The following is a 20,160-nucleotide window of genomic DNA, read 5'->3' as shown; positions in this document are numbered from 1 at the left end:
GAAACAGCCCAGACCGCCCGCTAAGGTCCCTAAATTCATGCTAAGTGGCAAAGGATGTGCGTTTGCACAGACAACCAGGATGTTGGCTTAGAAGCAGCCATTCATTTAAAGAGTGCGTAATAGCTCACTGGTCAAGTGGACACGCGCCGACAATACACGGGGCTCAAGCATGATACCGAAGCGGCGGACTTCACGTTTACGTGGAGTGGTAGGGGAGCATTCTGTACTGGGTCGAAGCGGGTGGGTGACCGTCCGTGGACTGTACAGAAGAGAGAATGCTGGCATGAGTAGCGAGAGAAGTGTGAGAAACACTTCCGCCGTATGCCTAAGGGTTCCTGGGCAAGGCTAATCCTCCCAGGGTCAGTCGGGAGCTAAGGCGAGGCCGCAAGGCGTAGTCGATGCACAACAGGTAGACATTCCTGTACCACTGACAGTGCGTTATTACCGATGGGGTGACGGAGAAGGGTAGCTGAGCGCGGTTCTGGACGTCCGCGTGAAAGGCTGTAGGGTTCAGGGTAGGCAAATCCGCCCTGTATATGCCTGAGAGCTGATGACGAAGCGATAGAGTGAAGTCAGTGATCCCATGCTTTCAAGAAAAACCTCTAGGGAGTGCTGTGGGTGCCCGTACCCCAAACCGACACAGGTAGGCAGGTAGAGAATACCAAGGCGATCGAGAGAACTACGGTTAAGGAACTCGGCAAAATGGCTCCGTAACTTCGGGAGAAGGAGCGCCCCGGTCCGTGATCATCTTCGCGGTGTGAGCGGACGGGGGCCGCAGTGAAACGGCCCAAGCGACTGTTTACTAAAAACACAGGACTCTGCAAAGTCGTAAGACGACGTATAGGGTCTGACGCCTGCCCGGTGCTGGAAGGTTACGAGGAGGGGTAAGCCGCAAGGCGAAGCTCTGAATCTAAGCCCCAGTAAACGGCGGCCGTAACTATAACGGTCCTAAGGTAGCGAAATTCCTTGTCGGGTAAGTTCCGACCTGCACGAATGGCGTAACGATTTGGGCGCTGTCTCAACCGTAGACTCGGCGAAATTGCATTATTCGTGAAGATGCGAATTCCCCGCGGAAGGACGGAAAGACCCCGTGAACCTTTACTACAGCTTGACATTGATATTTGGTTTGTCGTGTAGAGTATAGGTGGGAGGCTTTGAAGCCTGGGCGCCAGCCTAGGTGGAGCCACCGTTGGAATACCACCCTCGACAGGCTGGATGTCTAACCCTGCACCGTGATCCGGGCAGGGGACCGTGTCAGGTGGGTAGTTTGACTGGGGCGGTCGCCTCCTAAAATGTAACGGAGGCGCGCGTAAGGTTCCCTCAGATCGGTTGGCAATCGATCGTAGAGTGCAAGCGCACAAGGGAGCTTGACTGCGAGACCTACAAGTCGAGCAGAGACGAAAGTCGGCGCTAGTGATCCGGCGGCTCAGAGTGGAATGGCCGTCGCTCAACGGATAAAAGGTACTCCGGGGATAACAGGCTGATCCTGCCCAAGAGTCCACATCGACGGCAGGGTTTGGCACCTCGATGTCGGCTCATCGCATCCTGGGGCTGTAGTAGGTCCCAAGGGTATGGCTGTTCGCCATTTAAAGCGGTACGCGAGCTGGGTTTAGAACGTCGTGAGACAGTTCGGTCCCTATCCTCCGTGGGCGTAAGAGACTTGAGAGAGGCTGTCCCTAGTACGAGAGGACCGGGATGGACGAACCTCTGGTGCACCAGTTGTCGACCAACGGCACTGCTGGGTAGCTACGTTCGGTCGGGATAACCGCTGAAAGCATCTAAGCGGGAAGCCCATCTCAAGATGAGGTCTCTCACTGGGTTAACCAGGTAAGGCCCCTCGTAGACTACGAGGTTGATAGGCCGCAGGTATAAGCGCAGCAATGCGTTCAGCCGAGCGGTACTAATAGGCCGAGGTCTTGATCTTCTATTCAACATTTTCCGACTCGCTATGCAGCTCTCAGGGCGCGAAGCACCCCGCGCGCACTTGAAAGCAGAAGAGTGTTTCGACACTCGACGGTCACGAGCCGTCGGATGTGTTCAGTGGCTTTGGCGGAGGGGGTACACCCGATCCCATTCCGAACTCGGAAGTTAAGCCCTCCAGCGCCGATGGTACTGCGGTGTAGTCCGTGGGAGAGTAGGACGCTGCTGAACACATCCGACGGCTCGTCCCGTTTCGGCGCGCTTCAAGTGACTTCGAGCGCATCGCCGCAACCGGCACGGCATCTGCTAGAATCGCCCGGTATGACCCGTGCGCCTGCGTGCGTCACGGAGCAGTCTCATGTGGATCGAGGGCCGGCGTGGCGCCGGCCGTCTGTGGAAGGAGTCTCACGTGAAGGATCGTATCCAGGCAGCGCTCGACAAGATCCGTCCGGCCCTTCAGGCCGACGGTGGCGACGTCGAGTTGGTGGATGTCTCTGATGATGGCGTGGTCAAGGTGGCACTGCAGGGTGCGTGCCGGGGCTGCCCTATGTCGCAGCTGACACTGGCCAACGGCGTCGAGCGTGTGCTGAAGGAAGAGGTTCCCGAGGTCCAGAGGGTCGAGCCCGTCTAGGCTTGACCCTTTACTGAATGACAGGAGGCCGCCGCCCGTAGGGGCGGCGGCCTCCTGTCGTATCTCGAGGTGGATACCGGTACTCCGTGTCGTGCCCCGGGTCCGGGTCGCGCGTTCGCGCAGGACTGGGCGTTCGTCACGCCCATCTATCCGGGTACGGTCGCGAGATAGCCGTACGGTCTTCTGACGCTACCGTTCGTCGCGTGGGATGTATGACCCATTGCACCCCATATGTTGCGAGGCTACACTCTTAAGACGCAACATCTTGTGCCACGGGGGGCGAGACAGGTCCGCTGGCACGTCATGCAGGAGAACCGCGAGGAGGAGCCACGATGCCCGAGCAGGACACAGCCACTTACCCGAGGACGATCGATGAGACCCTCTCGCCGAACAGCCTCAAGGTCCTGCAGAAGCGGTATCTCAAGAAGGACGATGATGGTCAGCCCATAGAGAAGCCATCCGATATGTTCATCCGGGTGGCGAAGAACATCGCCTCGGCCGAGGCGTCCTTCGGTGCGACGGAGGCACAGGTCGAAGAGGCCGCGCGCGACTTCTATGAGCTGATGACGTCGCTCGAGTTCCTGCCCAACTCGCCCACGCTGATGAATGCCGGTCGTGAACTGCAGCAACTCTCCGCGTGCTTCGTCCTGCCCGTCGGAGACTCGATGGACTCGATCTTCGGCGCCGTTCGGGACACCGCGATCATCCACAAGTCCGGTGGGGGTACCGGTTTCTCGTTCTCGCGTCTCCGCCCCGCCGGCGACCAGGTGCGCTCCACCCAGGGCGTCAGCAGCGGTCCGATCTCGTTCATGCGGGTGTTCAACCAGGCGACAGAGGCGGTGAAGCAGGGCGGCACCCGGCGCGGCGCGAACATGGGCGTGCTGAGGATCGACCACCCGGACATCATCGACTTCGTGAAGTGCAAGCTCGATGGCGACTTCGCCAACTTCAACATCTCGGTCGCACTCACCGAGGAGTTCATGGACGCCGTGAAGTCTGGCGACATGTACGACCTGCGGAACCCGCGCAGCAAGGACGTCGCGGGCCAACTCGACGCGCGCGAGGTCTATGACCTGATCGTGGAGATGGCATGGGCGACGGGTGACCCGGGCATCATCTTCATCGATCGCATGAATCGCGACAATCCCACCCCCGCACTCGGCGAGATCGAGTCCACCAATCCCTGTGGAGAGCAGCCGCTGCTGCCGTACGAGGCCTGCAACCTCGGGTCCGTCAACCTCTCGAAGTTCGTGCGCTGGTCAGAGGCGGGGCCGGACATCGATTGGGATCGGCTTGCCGACGTCGTCCATCGAGGAGTTCGCTTCCTCGACGACGTCATCGAGGTCAACCAGTATCCGCTCGAGAAGATAGCGGAGTTGGTCGCCGGTAATCGGAAGATCGGACTCGGGGTGATGGGCTGGGCGGACATGCTCATCATGATGGGCCTGGGCTACGACTCCGACGAGGCTGTCGCATTGGGTGAGAAGGTCATGGGGTTCATCGAGGCGGAGGCACGTCAGGCATCGATGAGACTTGCCGAGGAAAGGGGCGTGTTCCCCAACTGGGAGGGTTCGATATACGACACTCCCGAAGGAATGCGCTTGCGGAACGCCACGGTAACGACGATCGCTCCCACCGGCACGCTGTCCATCATCGCCAATTGTTCATCGGGCATAGAGCCCCTGTTCGCTGTGTCGTACGTCCGCACCGTGATGGATAACGACAGGCTCATCGAGGTGAACCCGCTGTTCGAGGACATCGCCGTCAAGCAGGGCTTCTATAGCCGTGAGTTGATGGCGCTGATCGCCGATCACGGCTCCGTGCACGGTATCGAAGGCGTTCCGGAGGACATACAGCGGGCGTTCGTGACTGCGCACGACATCTCGCCCGAGTGGCATGTCCGTATGCAGGCCGCGTTCCAGAAGCACACCGACAACGCCGTCTCCAAGACTGTGAACTTCGCGCACGAAGCGACTGTCGATGACGTTCGTCAGGTCTACGATCTCGCGCATGAGTCGGGCGTCAAGGGTGTCACGATCTACCGTGACGGCAGCAAGCAGAACCAGGTGTTGTCCACGGGCAAGACGGCCAAGGGCGATGCGGGCGAGGTGACCCGGCACGGCGAGATCGAGCCACGGCCACGCCCTTCGGTCACGATGGGTCGCACTGAGAAGATACAGACCGGATGCGGCAACCTGTACGTGACGATCAACTCGGACGAGCAGGGGCTGTGCGAGGTGTTCACTCAGATGGGCAAGTCCGGCGGATGCGCCGCGAGCCAGTCCGAGGCGCTGTCCCGGATGATCTCGGTCTCATTGCGGGCGGGCGTGGATCCACAAGCGATACTGAAGCATCTGCGCGGCATTCGCTGTCCGAGTCCGGCGTGGGCGCAGGGCGGAAAAGTCCTCTCGTGCGCGGACGCGGTGGGAATCGCGATGGAGCATTACCTGGAGTGGGCGGAGACCGGTCATGCGTCGACTACGGTGTCCAAGAACACCGATGGCCTCGTGAACCTTGCGGGAGCATGCCCCGAGTGCGGTGGCGCGCTCGAGCACGAGAGCGGATGCGCCGTGTGCCGGGCGTGCGGCTACAGCAAGTGCGCGTAGGCGGGCGAGCACATGGTCCTCTCGGATAGGTCGATACGGCAGCAGATGGCGGCTGGCCGGATCGTGGTCGATCCGTGCAGCGAGCGGGATATCCAGCCGTCCAGCATCGACCTGCACCTGGGAACGCAGTTCCAGGTGTTCAGGAACTCACGGTACCCGTACATCGACCCTGCGATGGAGCAGCAAGGACTCATGGACGCGGTGGAGGCCACGACCGGTGAGCCGTTCGTGCTTCACCCCGGGGAGTTCGTGCTCGGCGCCACGATAGAACGTATCGAGCTGCCTGACGACATAGTCGCGCGGCTGGAGGGGAAATCCTCACTCGGCAGACTGGGACTGCTGATCCATTCGACCGCGGGCTATGTCGACCCCGGTTGGTTGGGCACGCTCACACTCGAGCTGAGCAACGTTGCGAACCTGCCTATCGTGCTCACGCCCGGCATGGCGATCGGCCAGATCTCATTCATGCAGATGACCACCCCGGTCGAGCGCCCTTACGGATCGCCGGAGCTGGGCAGCAAGTATCAGGGGCAGGTAGAGCCCACCCCGAGCCGGTCGTTCCGCAGCCGGCTCTAGGAGTGGACGCAGGGCCCGGGCGCGCGCCCTCTCACGCGGGGCAGGGCGGTAGCGCGCCCGGGTCGTGTGTCATCGAGGTGCACATGCGGCCTTCCATCGGGTACGCTGCCCCTGACGGTCGACGAAAGGTGAGATGATGGCCTGCTGGTCGGAGCGCGGGTGTGACGATGAGATGCGGGAGCGGTGCCCGCATGCGATCGATCCGGCAGAGCAGTGTCCGATATCGTGTTTCTATGCCAAGTGCGACCGCGACACCCATGCGATCACGAGCGATCCGGCACTCGTGTTCGATCCAACGATCGACCGGTCCGCAGCCGCCAAGGAGATCTGCACGCGCTGCGCCTTCTTCCTGACGAACGGGCCGCGGCTCTGATGGACGCCGGGCGCTCCTCGTCGGGTCCGTCGGCGCGGCAGGGCGGGGAGGCGGTGGGTCCGAGCGACTCGGTAGCCGCTGCGTTACGGGCCTACGGCGAGGACCTTGCGGCGCGCGGCGCCGCCCAGGTGGGCGGCACGTTCACGGGCTCCCGGGCCGCAGATGACCTGATCAAGCACTCACCCGAGGCGTTCCTGCTCGGCGTCCTCTTCACCCAGGGGGTACCTGCCGAGCGGGCATGGGCGGGACCCTATCTGCTGAAGGAGCGGCTCGGCCACCTCGACCTCCACCGTCTGGCCGTCGAGCGGGATGCGGTCTTCGCGGCCGTGGCAGAGCCACCGGCATTGCACCGGTTCGTGAAGACGTTGCCGCGTTGGCTCAGCGCGGCGGCGCAGCTCCTGCTCGATGACTATGGTGGTTCGGCTGCCGCTCTATGGCCCGACGGAACGCCGCTCCCGGAGGTGGTGTGGCGGCTCCAGCGGTTCGACGGCATCGGTCCCAAGAAGGCCGTGATGGCCGCCGAGATACTCGTCCGTCATTTCGGGGTCGCACTCAGCGACACCAGCTCCGGGAGCGTCGCGTACGACGTTCATGTCCGGCGCGTTTTCCTGCGCGCCGGGCTCGTGGACAAGGACAGTCCGCAGGCTATACGTGAGGCCGCTGCGCAGGCCTGTCCGGAGGCTCCGGGCACGCTCGATCTGGCGACCTGGCTCATAGGCCGTGACTACTGCCGTCCCGCGGAACCTCGCTGCGACGCGTGTCGTCTCGGAAGGGTCTGTCCGCGGCTGGTCCACCGCACCGTCAGGGGCGTCGGTTTCCGCTCCGTCTCAAGAGGCTAGACGGCACCGGATCTGTTGGTCGCCGTCAGGCGAGCGAGCGCATCACCAGGCCGGAGGCGAGCTTGGGATAGAAGTACGTCGACTTCTGCGGCATGGTCTCTCCGGCCAGAGCCACCTGGCGAAGCTGATCCATTCGGGTCGCTTTGAGCAGGAACGTGGCGTCGGCGCCCTCGGCGAAGGCGTCATCCACGGTCTTCGCGAAGGACAACCTGTCGAGGGTCTCCGGCACGTCAGGGTCTATGCCGAGGAGGGGCTTGAGGATCAGTTCCTGGAGCACGGTCACATCGAGCCGCTTCCAGCCGTCCGAGTGGTCGCCCTCGATGACCCGCGCTGGGTCGAGATCCGCCTTGATCATGGCGAGTCGCGTCGAACCGTCCGCCGTCCGCACCACGAACGCGGACCGGTCGGCGTCCTCGAGCGCTGATGCGGGCGAGTGCTCTATGGGAGTGAGGTCGAATCGCTCCGAGAGCGCGCGCCAGAACCCCTCGACATCGAACGCACCCGCCGCGCGCGCACGACGGTGGGTAGGCAGCACGAGGAGGTCAGGGTCGTCCATATTCACGAGCGTCATCATCACGAAATCGTAGGCCGGATCGATCGGCGTGCGTCCCGCAGCGGCGTCAGCGGCGCGGCGTTCGTCCCGATACGCGAGGGCGGTCGTGTAGCGGTGATGTCCGTCGGCGATGAACACCTGGCGCTCACCGACGATCGCCGAGACCGCGTCGATGGCGGCGGCGTCGCGGATCGCCCACAGGCGGCTGACGACTCCGTCGGCATCGGTGGAGGTGCAAAGGGGCTCGCCTGCCGTTGCCGCGTCGAACAGTGCGCCGGTCTCACCGGCGGGGTCGGAGAACAGTCCGAAGACCTGGCTGAGGTTCGCCGCGGTCGCCCTGGTGAGGTCGAGACGGTCCGAGATCGCTTTGGGCAGGGTCCGCTCGTGAGGCAGCACCACGCCGTCTGAGAACGGGTGCAGCCGCACCGCGGAGATGAAGCCGCGTCGCCTGATCGGCGTGCCCTCGTGTTTCCAGGACTGCTCGACGACGTAGATCGCAGGCGAAGCGTCCTCTACGAGGATTCCCTCGTCGTGCCATCGGCGCCATGTCTCCGCACCGGTCTCGTAGCGGTTCCCGGGGACAGTCGGATCCAGTGGTCCGTCGGGGAGCTCAAGGGCCACGACGTTGTGGTCGTTGCGGGCGAGAAGTGCAGCACGTTGCTCGGGGTTCACCACGTCGTACGGTGGAGCGGTCAGGTCGCTCAGATCGGCTCCGGGCTCATGCCGGTACATGCGGGCGCGAAACGGACGGACGAGCGACATGGGACCTCCCCTGGACGAGCGACATCTGCTGCGCGAGTTTAGCCCAGCACGGCGGCAAGCGCCAGGAAGAAGGCGATACCGGAGACAGTGGCGCCGAGGAAGCTCCGGAACCGCCAGTAGACCAACCCTGTCGCGACAGCCGCCCAGAGGTACGGGCTTTCCAGTGGCGGGATCCAGCGGCCATCGGGGCGAAGGACGCCGCCGACAACGAGAGTGGCCATCGCAGACACCGGAATGAATGACAGCCAACGCTTCACCCATGGTGGCAGATCCGCTCTCGAGAGGATAGCGAGCGATGGGAAGCGGATGACGAAGTTGACGAGGGCCATACCGGCGATGACCGTCCATATCGTGGCGGCGCTCATCGTGTCACCGCTGTGGCGACCGTCGCGGCGCCGATGGGAGCGAGGATCAGGTACCAGGGGTCAGGCAGGCTCAGCATGAGCGCCACGGCGAACCCGGCGGCCACAAGGGCCGTCATCACATGCCTACGGTCCTCGGCCTGCGCGACGAGCAGCGCCGTGAACATGGCCGGCATCGCGAACTGCACTCCGAAGCGCGTGGGGTCGCCGATCGCGTTCGCGGCGAACGCGCCCGCAGCCGTTCCGGCCACCCAGCCGCTCCACGCTATGACCCCGACGCCTGCCATCGACCAGAAGTCGGCGTGGCCCCGGCGGTTGTCATCGATGTTGACCGCGAAGGTCTCGTCTGTGAGGGTGAACGCTAGGAACGCCTGCTGGCGGACGGGCATGCCTGTCGCGTGTTGCGACATCGCGGCTCCGAACAGGACGTAGCGCAGGTTCACGACCGCGGTGGTGAACACCACGGCGAGCGCGGTCGCTCCGGACCCTATGAGCTGGAGTGCGATGAGCTGACCCGCGCCGGCAAGCGCGGTGCCGGAGCAGACGATCGCCTGGAACGGCGAGAAGCCGAGGCTGCGGGCGACGATGCCGAACGCTGCGCCGATCGGGGCGTAGCCGAGGAAGATCGGGAGCCCGAGTCTCAGGCCCCTGGCGAACCGTGCCCGCACGGGCGGGCACGCGTCTTGCTTCTCAGTGGTGTCGGGCATGCGGCGATGGTAGCACAGCGCCACGCGTCGGCCCGCGGTATGATGAAGGCAGAACGGAGGAGGTGACAGTGATGGAGTTCGCACTCATGTGCCCCAACGACGGGCGTGTGGAACTCGGTCTGGAAAGCGTCACCGCGGTGGTGTTCCACGGCGCCGAATCCGTCGAGGTCGTCTTCGTCTGCCCCCACTGCGGCACCTCCTTGCGGGCGATGTTGCCCACGCCCAACGTGCTCGCTGCAGCGGCCATGGAGGTCGTTCGCCAGATGAACGAAGTGGATGCCGAGGTGGAGGACGTGTCCATCGCGGAACATGACGCCCCGCAGCCTCGCAGTGAGCGTGACGAGGCCGTGCGTCGGGAGCGCGAGCAGGCCGGGGAGCCGTACTGCGAGTACTTCCGCCGCCAGCTGGCGCACATCGAGTGCGTCGAGGACTTCCTCGCCGAGACGGAGTAGCGAGCCTGTCAGGAACGTCGCCGGCGTGATCGCCGGCGACCGGCGAACCACACGGGCAGCATCAGGAGCAGCCCGGCCACGAATCCGCCGATATGCGCGAACCAGGCGGTGCCACCCTGAGCGAGCCCCGATCCGATCGTGGCGAGACCGTTGCCGAGCTGGAGAACGAACCAGAATCCGATCACGAGGTACGCGGGTACGCGTGCGATCTCGATGAAGAAGAAGACGGGGATGATGGTCACTACCGAGGCGCCGGGGTAGAGCAGCAGGTAGCCGCCGAGCACACCTGCGATCGCACCGCTGGCACCGAGCATAGGTATGCTGCCACCCGGATCCATGAATACCTGTGCCGCTGCTGCGCCGATTCCGCTGAGCAGGTAGAAGACGGTGAAGCGCAGCGGCCCGAGACGGTCTTCGATGTTGTTGCCGAAGATCCACAGGTACAGCATGTTCCCGATGAGGTGCACCCAGCCCGCATGCATGAACATCGAGGTGAACACCGTGGCCAGCTCGCGCGGGTCCAGGATCCCGTCCAGGAGCCGGGAAGGCACGATCGACCAGGATGTCCAGACCGACTGGAGCTCGGCGGGCGGCAGCGTCATCGTATAGACGAAGACCGCCACGTTCGTCGCGATGAGCGCGATCGTGACCCAGGGGATGGTTCGCGTCGGGTTGTCGTCACGGATCGGGATCATGGGGATGCTCCGGATGATGTGCGGTGATGTGTCGCCGATGAGTGTATCGCAGGATGATTCAGAGGGCCTTGATAGGGTATCTTCGGACAGAACACCCGCCGGTGCGGCCGGCGGACCGTTGAAGGAGGTTCACGATGGGATGGATTCTCCCGTGCGTCGGCGGGCTTGGCCTGCTCGTGGTGGTAGTGATCGCCGCGGTCATCGGCATCTACAACCGGCTGGTCACGCTACGCAACCGTGTGAAGAACGCGTGGCAGCAGATCGACGTCCAGCTGCGGAGGCGGTACGACCTGATACCGAACCTCGTTGAGACGGTCAAGGCGTACGCCACCCACGAGAAGGAGACCCTCGAGCGGGTCATATCGGCACGCAACGCCGCGATCAGCGCCGAGACGGTCGCGGAGCAGGGTCAGGCTGAGAACGCGCTCACCGGCACGCTGAAGAGCCTCTTCGCCCTCGCCGAGAACTACCCGGATCTCAAGGCCAACCAGAACTTCATGATGCTGCAGGAAGAACTCTCCGGCACCGAGTCGAAGATCGCGTACGCGCGCCAGTTCTACAATGACTCGGTGATGACGTACAACACGTCCCGCGAGACCTTCCCGGCGAACCTGCTCGCCGGCATGTTCGGCTTCGAGCCGGCCGAGGGCTTCGAGATCGAAGAAGAGGCTAAAGAGCCGGTGAAGGTGCAGTTCTAGGCCGTGTACGACCAGATCTCCTCCAACAAGCTGCGGAGCGCGGCGCTCATCGTCGTGTTCGTGCTCCTGGTCGCCCTGATCGGGTTCGTCTTCGGTCAGGCTACCGACTGGGGGTACCTCGGCCTCGTGTTGGCGCTGGTGGTCGCGTTCGTGATGTCGTGGGGGTCGTACTGGTACTCGGACAAGATCGTACTGTCGATGAGCCGGGCTCGTCCGGTCGACCGCGACACCGAACCGTATCTCGTCAACACCGTAGAGGGGCTTGCGATAGCGGCCGGGCTTCCCGTGCCGCGGGCGTACGTGATCGACGATCCTTCGCCCAACGCGTTCGCTACCGGACGCAACCCTGAGAACGCGGCCATCGCCGTGACGAGCGGCCTCGTGGCTATGATGAACCGCCAGGAACTCGAGGGTGTGCTGGCGCACGAACTCGCGCATATCAAAAACTACGACACGCTTCTCCAGACCCTCGCGGCCGTGCTCGCAGGTTCGGTGACGCTCATCTCCGAGTGGATGCTGCGGAGCTTCTGGTGGGGTGGCGGACGGCGCCGGGATTCGAGTTCCGGACAGCTGGGAGCGATCCTGATGATCGTGGCGCTCGTGCTGGCCATCCTCTCGCCGATCGCCGCGATGCTGATCCAGATGGCGATATCGCGCAGGCGGGAGTATCTGGCCGACGCGAGCGCGGCTATGCTCACCCGCTACCCGCCCGGCCTGGCGAACGCACTGCGTAAGATCGGCGGAGACCGGAACAAGCTGCGGAGCGCCAACAAGGCGACCGAGTCTCTCTACATCGTCAACCCCCTCAAGGGGGACCGCTCGGGCGGGATGAGCGCTTTGTTCAACACTCATCCACCGCTCGAGGACCGTGTCGCCCGGCTCGAGGCGATGTGACGTGCTCGCCTCGATCGCATATCCGCATATCGACCCGGTCGCGTTCGCTATCGGACCGTTCGCCGTGCGCTGGTACGGCCTCGCCTACGTGGCGGGCTTCGTGCTCGCGGCGTTGGTGCTGCGCGAGCTCGACAGGCGCTGGAAGGTCGGTCTGTCCACCGACGACATGCTCGATATCGTGCTTGTGGCGGTGGTGGGTCTGATCGCCGGGGCGAGGTTGGGTTACGTGCTCTTCTATGGCGTGGGCTCCTACTGGTCCGACCCGCTGTCCATATTCGCGTTCTGGGACGGGGGGATGTCGTTCCACGGAGGGCTGGTCGGCATCCTTCTTGCGGGCGCGTTCATCGCGAGGCGCAAGGACATCCCGCCTCTCAGGCTGTTCGACATGGGTGCGGTGGGAGCTCCGATCGGTCTGTTCTTCGGCCGTATCGGCAACTTCATCAATGGCGAGCTGTGGGGGCGACCTACCGACGTCGCATGGGGGATGGTGTTCCCCCGGGCCCCGGGCGACCTGCCGAGGCACCCCTCGCAACTCTATGAGGCGCTGCTCGAGGGCCTCGTGTTGTTCGTGGTGCTCTGGGTCCTATCGCGCAGGAAGCGTGAGGACGGTTTCATCCTCGGCATGATGATCGGGCTCTATGGGGTCTTCCGGATCTTCATCGAGTTCTTCCGGGAGCCCGATGTGCAGCTGGGCTTCATCGCGGGCGGATTCACCATGGGGCAGGTGCTGAGCCTGCCGATGGTCGCCGCGGGTGCGTGGCTCGTGATCAGGGCCCTCAGGCACGGCCGTGATGCACAGGACGCGAGAGACTCCGGAGCCGACGGTGCCGGGTCCGGAGCGGATGTCACGGAGTGAGCTCGGCCCTCAGGCCGCTCACACACAGGGATGCGGGTTCCAGCAGGGTGATTCGCGGCGGACGCACTTCATCGCTTCGCCGGGGGTGAGGAGCCGGATCGGCTGGCATTGGGTGCAGTAGAACTGGGGCAGCACCCCCACGACGTCCTTCACATCGGGGTCGTCGTAGGGCCGGGGATCCTGCTGTTCGACTATGTGGAGCAGATAGCAGGGCATGGCCGTCCTCCATCCTCGTGCTCCAGTATACGCATCACCGGTCCTGACGCTCCGGTGACGTTCTGCGCGGGCCGGATTGACCCTCTCCGGACGCCTCCCTATCCTTGTCGGAGCAGAAGGAGGACACACCCATGACCACACGCTCGATCGCCGCGGCACTCATACTGATGATGCTCGTCGCCGGCATCGCCGGTTGTTCCAAGGATGATCCGGAGGTCGTCGCCAACTGGCCGGCCGCCTCGGTGGAACGCTCGACCCCCAGACCGGTGGAAGCGCCGAAATGGCCGCTGACCGGCCTGGATGCGCCGTCAGAAGAAGCCATCGCCGCACGGGTCGTGTCGGTGAAGGTGGAGAACTCCCGCGAGTCCAGGCCGCAGAGCAACCTGCAGCTCGCTGACGTCGTGTACGAGAGCGTCACCGAGGGCGGGATCACCCGGTTCAACGCGATCTTCCATTCGAGCGCCCCGTCGGTGGTGGGTCCCGTGCGCTCCGCCCGCCTATCCGATGTCGACATCGTCCCCCAGTACCATGCGTTGTTCTGCTTCTCCGGGGCGAGCTCATCGGTGAACGCGCAGATCCGGAGCGCCGGGATCGAGAACCTCAGCGAGGACGCGGGCGTGACGAAGCCGTTCACACGTTCCAGCAGGCGTGCCAGCCCGCACAACCTGTACGCGGATCTCACCGAGGTGCGCGCTGAGGCGGAGCGCCGGGGCATGCTTGTCACGCAATCGCTTGCGGGCTTCGAGTTCGACAAGGCTTCTTCGCCCGCCACGCCCACGATAACCGCCGTCGACATCCCGTTCTCCTCCTACAACAAGGTGACCTGGACGTATGACGCTGAGAGCGACATGTACCTGCGCTCCTCGGGCAGCAGCGCGTTCACCGACGCTGAGACAGGCGAGCAGATCTCCGCCCGCAACGTCGTCGTGCTCTGGGCGCAGCACTCGGTCGCGAGCAGGGACACGGTCGGGAGCGTCACGTACGATATCGCGCTTGTGGGCAGCGGCAGGGCGACGGTGTTCCGGGGTGGCCAGGCGTTCAACGGCACCTGGGAGGCCTCGGCCGATGCGCCTCCGTCGTTCGTCGCCGAGGACGGGAGTACGGTGAAGCTTGCCCCGGGCAATACCTGGATGCAGGTCGTCAACACTTCGGTGAACATCACCATGCGCTAACTGTTCCCGCCGGGTCCGAGGTTGTTCGTATGGGCTCACGCGGGTAGAATCTGTAGGCCAATCCCTTCGGGGCGCTTACGCGCACCCTGGATCCCTGAGGAGCGATCGCACCAGATGAGCGACACACCCATCACCGGTACCGCGCGCGTCAAGACCGGCCTCGCCGAGATGCTCAAGGGCGGCGTCATCATGGACGTGGTCACGCCTGAGCAGGCAAAGATCGCCGAGGATGCCGGAGCGGTCGCGGTGATGGCCCTCGAGCGCGTTCCCGCCGATATCCGCGCGGCGGGTGGCGTTGCGAGGATGGCCGACCCGACCATCGTCGAGGCCATCGTCGGCTCGGTCTCCATCCCCGTGATGGCCAAGTGCCGTATCGGCCACTTCGTCGAGGCCCAGGTGCTCCAGTCGCTTGGAGTGGACTACATCGACGAATCCGAGGTGCTCACGCCGGCCGACGAGGAGCACCACGTGGACAAGTGGCGCTTCACCGTGCCGTTCGTCTGCGGCGCGCGCAACCTCGGCGAGGCGCTCCGTCGCATCAGCGAAGGCGCCGCGATGATCCGCACCAAGGGCGAACCGGGCACCGGCAACGTGGTCGAGGCCGTGCGCCACATGCGCACCATGCTCGAGGAGATCGGGTGGGTGGCCGGCGTGCGTGAGGACCAGCTCTTCTCCGTGGCCAAGGACCTCCAGGCTCCGTACGAGTTGGTCAAGTGGGTCCACGAGCACGGGACCCTTCCTGTGGTGAACTTCTCGGCCGGCGGTATCGCGACCCCGGCTGATGCGGCGCTGATGATGCAACTCGGCTGCGACGGCGTGTTCGTCGGCAGCGGCATCTTCAAGAGCGGGGATCCCGCCAAGCGGGCCAAGGCCATCGTCGAGGCGACCACCCACTACAACGATCCCGACATCATCGCCCGCGTGTCGCGCGACCTCGGCGAACCGATGGTCGGCATCAACATCTCCGACATCCCGGACGCCGAGCGTATGCAGGAGCGGGGCTGGTAGGATGCGCGTCGGCGTCCTCGCGCTCCAGGGCGCGTTCAGGGAGCATGTCCTGATGTTCGAGGCGCTTGGCGCCGCCACGGTGACGGTCCGTCTGCCCGGTCAGATGGAGGGCCTCGACGGGATGGTGATCCCCGGTGGCGAGTCCACCGCCATCGCCAAACTCATGCGGACGTACGGATTCTACGAGGCGATCCGGGAGCGTCGCAGCGCGGGGATGGCGGTATGGGGGACATGCGCGGGAGCGATACTGATGGCCCGTGAGATAGGCGATGCGCTGCCGGATCAGGAGCCGTTGGGTCTCATGGAGATATCAGTCCGCCGCAACGCATACGGTCGTCAGGTCGACTCGTTCGAGACGCCGCTCGACATACGACATCTCGGCGATCGGTTCCCTGGCGTGTTCATCAGGGCGCCGCTCATCGAGCGGGTGGGCTCGGACGTCGAGGTCCTCGCCGAGCACGACGGCCGGATAGTGGCCGCACGTGAGGACACTATGCTGGCCACCACGTTCCACCCCGAACTGACCGGTGATACCCGGGTACATCGTTTCTTCATGGAAGAGGTCATAGCCGCGCGCTAGAAGGGACATGCGATGTCTGGACACTCGAAATGGGCGACGACCAAGCACCGGAAGGCCGCGGTCGATGCGAAACGCTCCGCGCTGTTCTCCAAGCTCACGCGTGTCATCACGGTGGCGGCTAAGACGGGCGGAGATCCGAACCCCGAGAACAACGCCGCGTTGGCGGCCGCGGTAGCCAAGGCGAAGTCGTACTCACTCCCAAAGGACAAGATCGAGGCGGCCATCGCGAAGGCATTCGGCGCAGGCGCTGATGCGAACGCCTTCGAGGAGGTCGTCTACGAGGGCTACGGCCCTGCGGGCGTTGCGCTGTACGTCGAAGCGCTCACTGACAACCGCAACCGTACCGCGGCGGACGTACGTGCTGCGTTCACCAGGGCGGGCGGCAATCTTGGGGCCACGGGTTCTGTGGCTTTCCAGTTCGAGCGCAAGGGCGAGATCACCGTGGACGCCACAGGCGCCCCCGGCGAGGACGAGCTCATGCTCCTGGTGGCCGATGCCGGCGGAGACGACCTCGAGCAGATAGACGAAGGGTTCGTGGTCTACACAGCACCTGCCGATGTGATGGCGGTCAAGGCTGCACTTGAAGACTCCGGAGTGCCCGTGAAGGGCGCCGAGTTGGTGATGGAGCCGATGACACCGGTGGAGGTGAGCGTCGAGGACGCGCGGAAGGTGTTGCGGCTGGTGGACCGGCTCGAGGAGCTTGACGACATCCAGACCGTCTACCACACGATGGAGCTGACCGAGGAGATCGCCGCCGCGCTCGAGGAGTGACCGGCGTTCCCGGTCGCACGGGGCGAGCAAGCGATGTGTGGCCGAGGCCTCTCTACAGCGAGACGCTTCCGTAGACTTCCACTTCTCGCGTCTGCCCTACGATCAGCGGCGCACCCTCAGGGTCGTACCACTCGGCTGCCCGTGCCCCGTTCATCAGGCCGAGGATCGCCGGCGCCACCACGGCGCCCTGCACGCGATCGCGTGTCGAGAGCGATATCCTGACCACGCGCGTGGCCCCCTGCGTGAGGGTCACCTGGTTGTACGAGTCCAGGGTTGCACCGTGTTCGGCCGCGGCGGCCTCGGCGTCAGCGCGGGCGGCCTCGACGTCGGAAGGGGTCACGGCCGCCACCGCCTGCGCCGCAGACATCCCCGCTGTCATGGCGTCGCTTGCTCGCGATACCGCCGCACCGGTCCTCACCGCATCGTTGGCGATGACGCCCAGCACGAGCAGCACGAGCGTCGCCCGCACCAGACGGCGGATGAACAGAGGCATGTGATACTCCCTGACTCTCTTGTCTTCATAGCGCGATGCGCCGGCGCCCTCGCCGGAGAGGGCCCGTCCTATATGCATCGGCCGTATGGCTGTGCGGCTTGACGGTCTCCTTTACCGGGCAGGAGGCGCGCGGTATCCTGAACATACGTTCGATTGCAGCCTGTGGGGAGATCGCGTGATCGTTCTGGGAATCGACCCGGGCATCAGGAACACCGGGTGGGGCGTCATCGAGCAGCGCGCCGGTGCGCTCCGGTGCGTGGCCTACGGCTGCATCGTCACCGAGCCGCGCGAAGCCATGGCCGATCGGCTTGCGCGCATCTACGCGGGCATCGCCGAGACAGTGGAGCGGTACCGGCCTGTGGAGTGCGGCATCGAGAGCGTGTACTTCTCGAACAACGCCAAGACCGCGTTCGCCACCGGCCAGGCGCGGGGAGTGGCGTTGCTGGCGGTTGCCGGCATGGAGGTCGGCGAGTACGGCCCCGGTGAGATCAAGCTTGCAACGGTCGGCTCCGGTGAGGCGGATAAGAAGCAGGTGCAGTATATGGTGCGCGCGATACTGGGACTTCCGCACGAGCCCCGGCCCGACCACGCAGCCGACGCGCTCGCGGCGGCCATCACGCACGCGAACCTCCGCGTGGCCCGTATGGCGGGGCGCACACGATGATCGATCACATCACCGGCCGGGTGGCGTCGAAGTCCACCGGCTCCTGCGTCATCGAAGTCGGCGGGATGGGACTCCGGCTTGCGATGGCCACCGGTGCGATCGCGCATTTGCCCGCCGTGGGCGATGAGGTGACCGTCTTCACGTACCTGCACGTCCGCGACGACGGCCTCTCGCTCTTCGGCTTCGAGAGTCCTGAGGAGCAAGACCTTTTCGAGAAGCTCATCACCGTGAGCGGCGTGGGTCCGAAGGTCGCACTCGCGGCGCTCTCGGCTCTGAGTCCCATTGCCCTGATCGCGGCGGTCGCGGATGACGATGACGCGCTCATCGCCACGGTACCCGGCATCGGCCGGAAGACGGCCCAGCGCATCATCATCGAGCTCAAGGACCGCCTCGGCCCGGCGGATGTCGACCTGAGGCCCCACCGTCATGCCGGGGCCCGCGCCGAGACCGCTGACGCTCTCGCATCGATGGGTTTCAGCCAGCCGGAGATCGCGGCCGCGGTCAAAGGCTACGAAGGGGCGGACGATGCACAGGCGCTCCTGCGCTACGCGCTCAAGCGGTTGGGGGCGGGCCGATGAGGGAGATCGTCACCGAACGCCGCATGGCGCTGGCCGCGCCATTGATGCATGTGCTGATCGTCTCCACGTTGCTGGTGCTCGTCTCCCGTCCCGCGGAGTTCATCCTGCCGGCTCTTGCGGCGCTTCTGGTGGGGCCCACGGCCATCGGGCTCTGGGCCTTCGCCGGCCGGCCGCCGCTGAGCCGGATGTTGCTGGCCACGTGGGCGCCCGCCGGAGGCGCGGTGCTGTTCGTGGCATCGATCGCACTGGTGAGAGTGGTCGGCGATGCTGCCCAGGGGGTACTCGCGATGGTCGTAGCCGGGCCGTTGGCGCTCCTGCTCGCGCTCAGCGCTCGCCGTCTCCGGGGGCAGAGCCGGGGGACCGTGGTGACCGCAGCGGTCATGTGGGTCGTTGCGCTCACGGAAACGGTAGCGGCGGTCCCGCTCGTCGAGCGCTTCGGTGGCCCGGGCGGCATGGCTTCCCTCGCGGGAACGGTCACACTGCTGTTCGCGCCCTCTGTGGCTCTTGGGGCGTGGGCGGGTCTCGCGGTCGCCGCGCTCATTCCGGAGCCGGGCGCTCCGGATGAGCCCGTCAGGGAGGACGGCATGGACGCGCCATCGGTCGAGGCATCTTCGCGGGAGGTGACAGGATGAGCACCGTCTGGGAGAGCGACGACTTCTCACCTGTGGACGGTGAACGCCTCGTCTCTGCCGACTACACCGAGGACGACCTCGAGATAGACCGCAGCCTGCGCCCGCGTCGTCTCGATGAGTATCTCGGGCAGACACGGGTGAAGGACAACCTCGGCGTGCTCATCGATGCGGCGCGCGTGCGTGATGAAGCCCTCGACCACCTCCTGCTCTCCGGTCCTCCGGGCCTAGGCAAGACAACGTTGGCTGGCGTCGTGGCCTCTGAGCTGGGTGTCCAGATGCGCCAGACGAGCGGTCCGGCGATAGAGCGCGCAGGCGACCTGGCCGCGATCCTCACGAATCTCGAGCCGCGTGACGTGCTGTTCATCGATGAGATCCACCGCCTCAACAGGGCCGTGGAAGAGGTCCTCTATCCGGCGATGGAGGATTACTCGATCGATATCGTGATAGGCAAGGGTCCCGCTGCCCGCTCGCTTCGACTCGATCTGCCGCAGTTCACATTGATCGGGGCCACCACTCGCACAGGACTTCTTACCGGGCCGCTCCGTGACCGCTTCGGGATGGCCTTCCGATTGGAGTACTACACGGTTGACGAACTCGCCTCGATCGTGCGGCGGTCGGCGGGCATCCTCGATGTGGTCATCGACGAAGACGGCGCTGCGGAGATCGCGCGCCGGAGCCGCGGCACGCCACGTCTGGCGAACCGTCTGCTGAAGCGGGTGCGCGACTATTCGCAGGTGCGTTCAGACGGTCGCGTCACGGAGGATCTCGCCGCGGAGGCGCTCGCGTTCTTCCACGTGGATCACCGGGGTCTGGACCGCATGGATCTCGCGATCCTGGAGGCGCTGGCCCAGACGTTCAGCGGGCGGCCCGTGGGGCTGAACACGCTGGCCGCAGCGGTGAGCGAGGAGCCCGACACGCTTGAGGATGTGTACGAGCCGTTCCTGCTGCAACTGGGGTTCATCGCGCGTACGCCCAAAGGGCGACAGGCGACGCCACGCGCCTACGAGCACCTGGGGATAGCGGTGCCCGAGAGCGCGCCACGACAGGGCGGCCTCTTCTAGGCGCTGGGGTCCGTCCGGCGGGTGCCGGGGTGCGTGACGGGCTGCCGGGGGGTAGCATGGC

At 64.9% G+C, this 20,160-nt stretch carries 23 protein-coding genes and 2 rRNA genes (1 of these 25 cut by a window edge); 19 read left to right on the top strand and 6 right to left on the bottom strand.

Annotation, left to right across the window (positions count from 1 at the left end):
- The 7 genes from MSB02_RS03005 to MSB02_RS02975 all read left to right on the top strand — a co-directional run.
- Positions 1 to 1,924 (top strand): 23S ribosomal RNA (locus tag MSB02_RS03005) (it extends 1,074 nt beyond the left edge of the window).
- Between the two features lie 112 nt (positions 1,925 to 2,036).
- A 5S ribosomal RNA gene (gene rrf / locus MSB02_RS03000) occupies positions 2,037 to 2,151 on the top strand.
- 178 nt (positions 2,152 to 2,329) lie between these two features.
- A complete protein-coding gene (locus MSB02_RS02995) occupies positions 2,330 to 2,551 on the top strand; it encodes a NifU family protein (protein WP_267193727.1) in 222 nt (73 codons plus the stop codon).
- 332 nt (positions 2,552 to 2,883) lie between these two features.
- A complete protein-coding gene (locus tag MSB02_RS02990) occupies positions 2,884 to 5,157 on the top strand; it encodes a vitamin B12-dependent ribonucleotide reductase (RefSeq protein ID WP_267193726.1) in 2,274 nt (757 codons plus the stop codon).
- A gap of 12 nt (positions 5,158 to 5,169) precedes the next feature.
- Positions 5,170 to 5,733 (top strand): dCTP deaminase, encoded by a 564-nt coding sequence (dcd, locus tag MSB02_RS02985; RefSeq protein ID WP_267193725.1) that lies wholly within the window; start codon positions 5,170 to 5,172, stop codon positions 5,731 to 5,733.
- 136 nt (positions 5,734 to 5,869) lie between these two features.
- Positions 5,870 to 6,106: a hypothetical protein gene (locus tag MSB02_RS02980; protein WP_267193724.1), complete on the top strand. Its 237-nt coding sequence runs from the start codon at positions 5,870 to 5,872 to the stop codon at positions 6,104 to 6,106.
- Positions 6,106 to 6,945 (top strand): endonuclease III domain-containing protein, encoded by an 840-nt coding sequence (locus MSB02_RS02975; protein ID WP_267193723.1) that lies wholly within the window; start codon positions 6,106 to 6,108, stop codon positions 6,943 to 6,945. The genes MSB02_RS02980 and MSB02_RS02975 overlap by 1 nt, the downstream gene beginning before the upstream one ends.
- Before the next feature lie 25 nt (positions 6,946 to 6,970).
- Here MSB02_RS02975 and MSB02_RS02970 read toward each other — a convergent pair whose 3' ends face one another.
- From MSB02_RS02970 to MSB02_RS02960, 3 genes are read right to left on the bottom strand one after another with little or no spacing between them, the layout of a single operon-like run.
- Positions 6,971 to 8,260, bottom strand: a complete 1,290-nt coding sequence (locus MSB02_RS02970; RefSeq protein WP_267193722.1) for a DUF1015 domain-containing protein — start codon at positions 8,258 to 8,260, stop codon at positions 6,971 to 6,973.
- A 38-nt stretch (positions 8,261 to 8,298) separates the two neighbouring features.
- Complete coding sequence (locus MSB02_RS02965; RefSeq protein WP_267193721.1) at positions 8,299 to 8,625, bottom strand: AzlD domain-containing protein; 327 nt, start codon at positions 8,623 to 8,625, stop codon at positions 8,299 to 8,301.
- Entirely contained in the window at positions 8,622 to 9,353 is a 732-nt protein-coding gene (locus MSB02_RS02960) for an AzlC family ABC transporter permease (RefSeq protein ID WP_267193720.1), read from the bottom strand. The genes MSB02_RS02965 and MSB02_RS02960 overlap by 4 nt, the downstream gene beginning before the upstream one ends.
- 47 nt (positions 9,354 to 9,400) lie before the next feature.
- On the opposite strand from MSB02_RS02960, the gene MSB02_RS02955 reads away from it, so the two are divergent.
- On the top strand, positions 9,401 to 9,781 hold the full coding sequence (locus tag MSB02_RS02955) for a hypothetical protein (protein WP_267193719.1): 381 nt from the start codon (positions 9,401 to 9,403) through the stop codon (positions 9,779 to 9,781).
- 8 nt (positions 9,782 to 9,789) lie between these two features.
- Here the strand turns inward: MSB02_RS02955 and MSB02_RS02950 are convergent, their stop codons facing one another.
- Entirely contained in the window at positions 9,790 to 10,476 is a 687-nt protein-coding gene (locus MSB02_RS02950) for a rhomboid family intramembrane serine protease (RefSeq protein WP_267193718.1), read from the bottom strand.
- A 134-nt stretch (positions 10,477 to 10,610) separates the two neighbouring features.
- Here MSB02_RS02950 and MSB02_RS02945 point away from each other — a divergent pair, with 134 nt between their 5' ends.
- The 3 genes from MSB02_RS02945 to lgt are packed head-to-tail and all read left to right on the top strand — an operon-like array spanning position 10,611 to position 12,924.
- Entirely contained in the window at positions 10,611 to 11,174 is a 564-nt protein-coding gene (locus tag MSB02_RS02945) for a LemA family protein (protein ID WP_267193717.1), read from the top strand.
- Between the two features lie 3 nt (positions 11,175 to 11,177).
- Positions 11,178 to 12,068 (top strand): zinc metalloprotease HtpX, encoded by an 891-nt coding sequence (htpX, locus tag MSB02_RS02940; RefSeq protein WP_267193716.1) that lies wholly within the window; start codon positions 11,178 to 11,180, stop codon positions 12,066 to 12,068.
- Between the two features lies 1 nt (position 12,069).
- A complete protein-coding gene (lgt, locus tag MSB02_RS02935; RefSeq protein ID WP_267193715.1) occupies positions 12,070 to 12,924 on the top strand; it encodes a prolipoprotein diacylglyceryl transferase in 855 nt (284 codons plus the stop codon).
- An 18-nt stretch (positions 12,925 to 12,942) separates the two neighbouring features.
- Here the strand turns inward: lgt and MSB02_RS02930 are convergent, their stop codons facing one another.
- Positions 12,943 to 13,140: a hypothetical protein gene (locus MSB02_RS02930; RefSeq protein ID WP_267193714.1), complete on the bottom strand. Its 198-nt coding sequence runs from the start codon at positions 13,138 to 13,140 to the stop codon at positions 12,943 to 12,945.
- A gap of 131 nt (positions 13,141 to 13,271) precedes the next feature.
- Between MSB02_RS02930 and MSB02_RS02925 the strand changes: the two genes are divergently transcribed.
- From MSB02_RS02925 to MSB02_RS02910, 4 genes are all read left to right on the top strand, one after another.
- Positions 13,272 to 14,312 carry a DUF3048 domain-containing protein gene (locus MSB02_RS02925; RefSeq protein WP_267193713.1) on the top strand — a complete coding sequence of 347 codons (1,041 nt, stop codon included), beginning with the start codon at positions 13,272 to 13,274 and terminating at the stop codon, positions 14,310 to 14,312.
- Positions 14,313 to 14,426: 114 nt separating this feature from the next.
- Positions 14,427 to 15,320, top strand: a complete 894-nt coding sequence (pdxS, locus tag MSB02_RS02920; RefSeq protein WP_267193712.1) for a pyridoxal 5'-phosphate synthase lyase subunit PdxS — start codon at positions 14,427 to 14,429, stop codon at positions 15,318 to 15,320.
- A 1-nt stretch (position 15,321) separates the two neighbouring features.
- Entirely contained in the window at positions 15,322 to 15,900 is a 579-nt protein-coding gene (gene pdxT, locus MSB02_RS02915; protein ID WP_267193711.1) for a pyridoxal 5'-phosphate synthase glutaminase subunit PdxT, read from the top strand.
- Between the two features lie 12 nt (positions 15,901 to 15,912).
- Positions 15,913 to 16,671, top strand: a complete 759-nt coding sequence (locus tag MSB02_RS02910) for a YebC/PmpR family DNA-binding transcriptional regulator (RefSeq protein ID WP_267193710.1) — start codon at positions 15,913 to 15,915, stop codon at positions 16,669 to 16,671.
- A gap of 52 nt (positions 16,672 to 16,723) precedes the next feature.
- On the opposite strand, the gene MSB02_RS02905 is transcribed toward MSB02_RS02910, so the two are convergent.
- Entirely contained in the window at positions 16,724 to 17,164 is a 441-nt protein-coding gene (locus MSB02_RS02905; protein WP_267193709.1) for a hypothetical protein, read from the bottom strand.
- Between the two features lie 175 nt (positions 17,165 to 17,339).
- On the opposite strand from MSB02_RS02905, the gene ruvC reads away from it, so the two are divergent.
- The 4 genes from ruvC to ruvB are packed head-to-tail and all read left to right on the top strand — an operon-like array spanning position 17,340 to position 20,099.
- Positions 17,340 to 17,828 (top strand): crossover junction endodeoxyribonuclease RuvC, encoded by a 489-nt coding sequence (ruvC, locus tag MSB02_RS02900; protein WP_267193708.1) that lies wholly within the window; start codon positions 17,340 to 17,342, stop codon positions 17,826 to 17,828.
- A complete protein-coding gene (gene ruvA, locus MSB02_RS02895) occupies positions 17,825 to 18,406 on the top strand; it encodes a Holliday junction branch migration protein RuvA (protein ID WP_267193707.1) in 582 nt (193 codons plus the stop codon). The genes ruvC and ruvA overlap by 4 nt, the downstream gene beginning before the upstream one ends.
- On the top strand, positions 18,403 to 19,038 hold the full coding sequence (locus MSB02_RS02890) for a hypothetical protein (RefSeq protein WP_267193706.1): 636 nt from the start codon (positions 18,403 to 18,405) through the stop codon (positions 19,036 to 19,038). Before ruvA ends, MSB02_RS02890 begins: the two co-directional genes overlap by 4 nt.
- A complete protein-coding gene (gene ruvB, locus MSB02_RS02885) occupies positions 19,035 to 20,099 on the top strand; it encodes a Holliday junction branch migration DNA helicase RuvB (protein ID WP_267193705.1) in 1,065 nt (354 codons plus the stop codon). The genes MSB02_RS02890 and ruvB overlap by 4 nt, the downstream gene beginning before the upstream one ends.
- Positions 20,100 to 20,160: the final 61 nt, after the last annotated feature.

Source organism: Anaerosoma tenue (assembly GCF_023161965.1).
Classification (GTDB): domain Bacteria; phylum Actinomycetota; class Coriobacteriia; order Anaerosomatales; family Anaerosomataceae; genus Anaerosoma; species Anaerosoma tenue.
The sequence above is the reverse complement of the archived record's forward strand: the minus strand, read 5'-3'. Positions and strand labels throughout refer to the sequence as shown.

Coding starts and splice junctions, on each gene's coding strand:
- MSB02_RS02990 (WP_267193726.1), top strand. CDS start 2,884: ATGCCCGAGCAGGACACAGCCACTTACCCGAGGACGATCGATGAGACC.
- dcd (WP_267193725.1), top strand. CDS start 5,170: ATGGTCCTCTCGGATAGGTCGATACGGCAGCAGATGGCGGCTGGCCGG.
- MSB02_RS02980 (WP_267193724.1), top strand. CDS start 5,870: ATGGCCTGCTGGTCGGAGCGCGGGTGTGACGATGAGATGCGGGAGCGG.
- MSB02_RS02975 (WP_267193723.1), top strand. CDS start 6,106: ATGGACGCCGGGCGCTCCTCGTCGGGTCCGTCGGCGCGGCAGGGCGGG.
- MSB02_RS02970 (WP_267193722.1), bottom strand. CDS start 8,260: ATGTCGCTCGTCCGTCCGTTTCGCGCCCGCATGTACCGGCATGAGCCC.
- MSB02_RS02965 (WP_267193721.1), bottom strand. CDS start 8,625: ATGAGCGCCGCCACGATATGGACGGTCATCGCCGGTATGGCCCTCGTC.
- MSB02_RS02955 (WP_267193719.1), top strand. CDS start 9,401: ATGGAGTTCGCACTCATGTGCCCCAACGACGGGCGTGTGGAACTCGGT.
- MSB02_RS02950 (WP_267193718.1), bottom strand. CDS start 10,476: ATGATCCCGATCCGTGACGACAACCCGACGCGAACCATCCCCTGGGTC.
- MSB02_RS02945 (WP_267193717.1), top strand. CDS start 10,611: ATGGGATGGATTCTCCCGTGCGTCGGCGGGCTTGGCCTGCTCGTGGTG.
- MSB02_RS02930 (WP_267193714.1), bottom strand. CDS start 13,140: ATGCCCTGCTATCTGCTCCACATAGTCGAACAGCAGGATCCCCGGCCC.
- MSB02_RS02925 (WP_267193713.1), top strand. CDS start 13,272: ATGACCACACGCTCGATCGCCGCGGCACTCATACTGATGATGCTCGTC.
- pdxS (WP_267193712.1), top strand. CDS start 14,427: ATGAGCGACACACCCATCACCGGTACCGCGCGCGTCAAGACCGGCCTC.
- pdxT (WP_267193711.1), top strand. CDS start 15,322: ATGCGCGTCGGCGTCCTCGCGCTCCAGGGCGCGTTCAGGGAGCATGTC.
- MSB02_RS02910 (WP_267193710.1), top strand. CDS start 15,913: ATGTCTGGACACTCGAAATGGGCGACGACCAAGCACCGGAAGGCCGCG.
- MSB02_RS02905 (WP_267193709.1), bottom strand. CDS start 17,164: ATGCCTCTGTTCATCCGCCGTCTGGTGCGGGCGACGCTCGTGCTGCTC.
- ruvA (WP_267193707.1), top strand. CDS start 17,825: ATGATCGATCACATCACCGGCCGGGTGGCGTCGAAGTCCACCGGCTCC.
- MSB02_RS02890 (WP_267193706.1), top strand. CDS start 18,403: ATGAGGGAGATCGTCACCGAACGCCGCATGGCGCTGGCCGCGCCATTG.
- ruvB (WP_267193705.1), top strand. CDS start 19,035: ATGAGCACCGTCTGGGAGAGCGACGACTTCTCACCTGTGGACGGTGAA.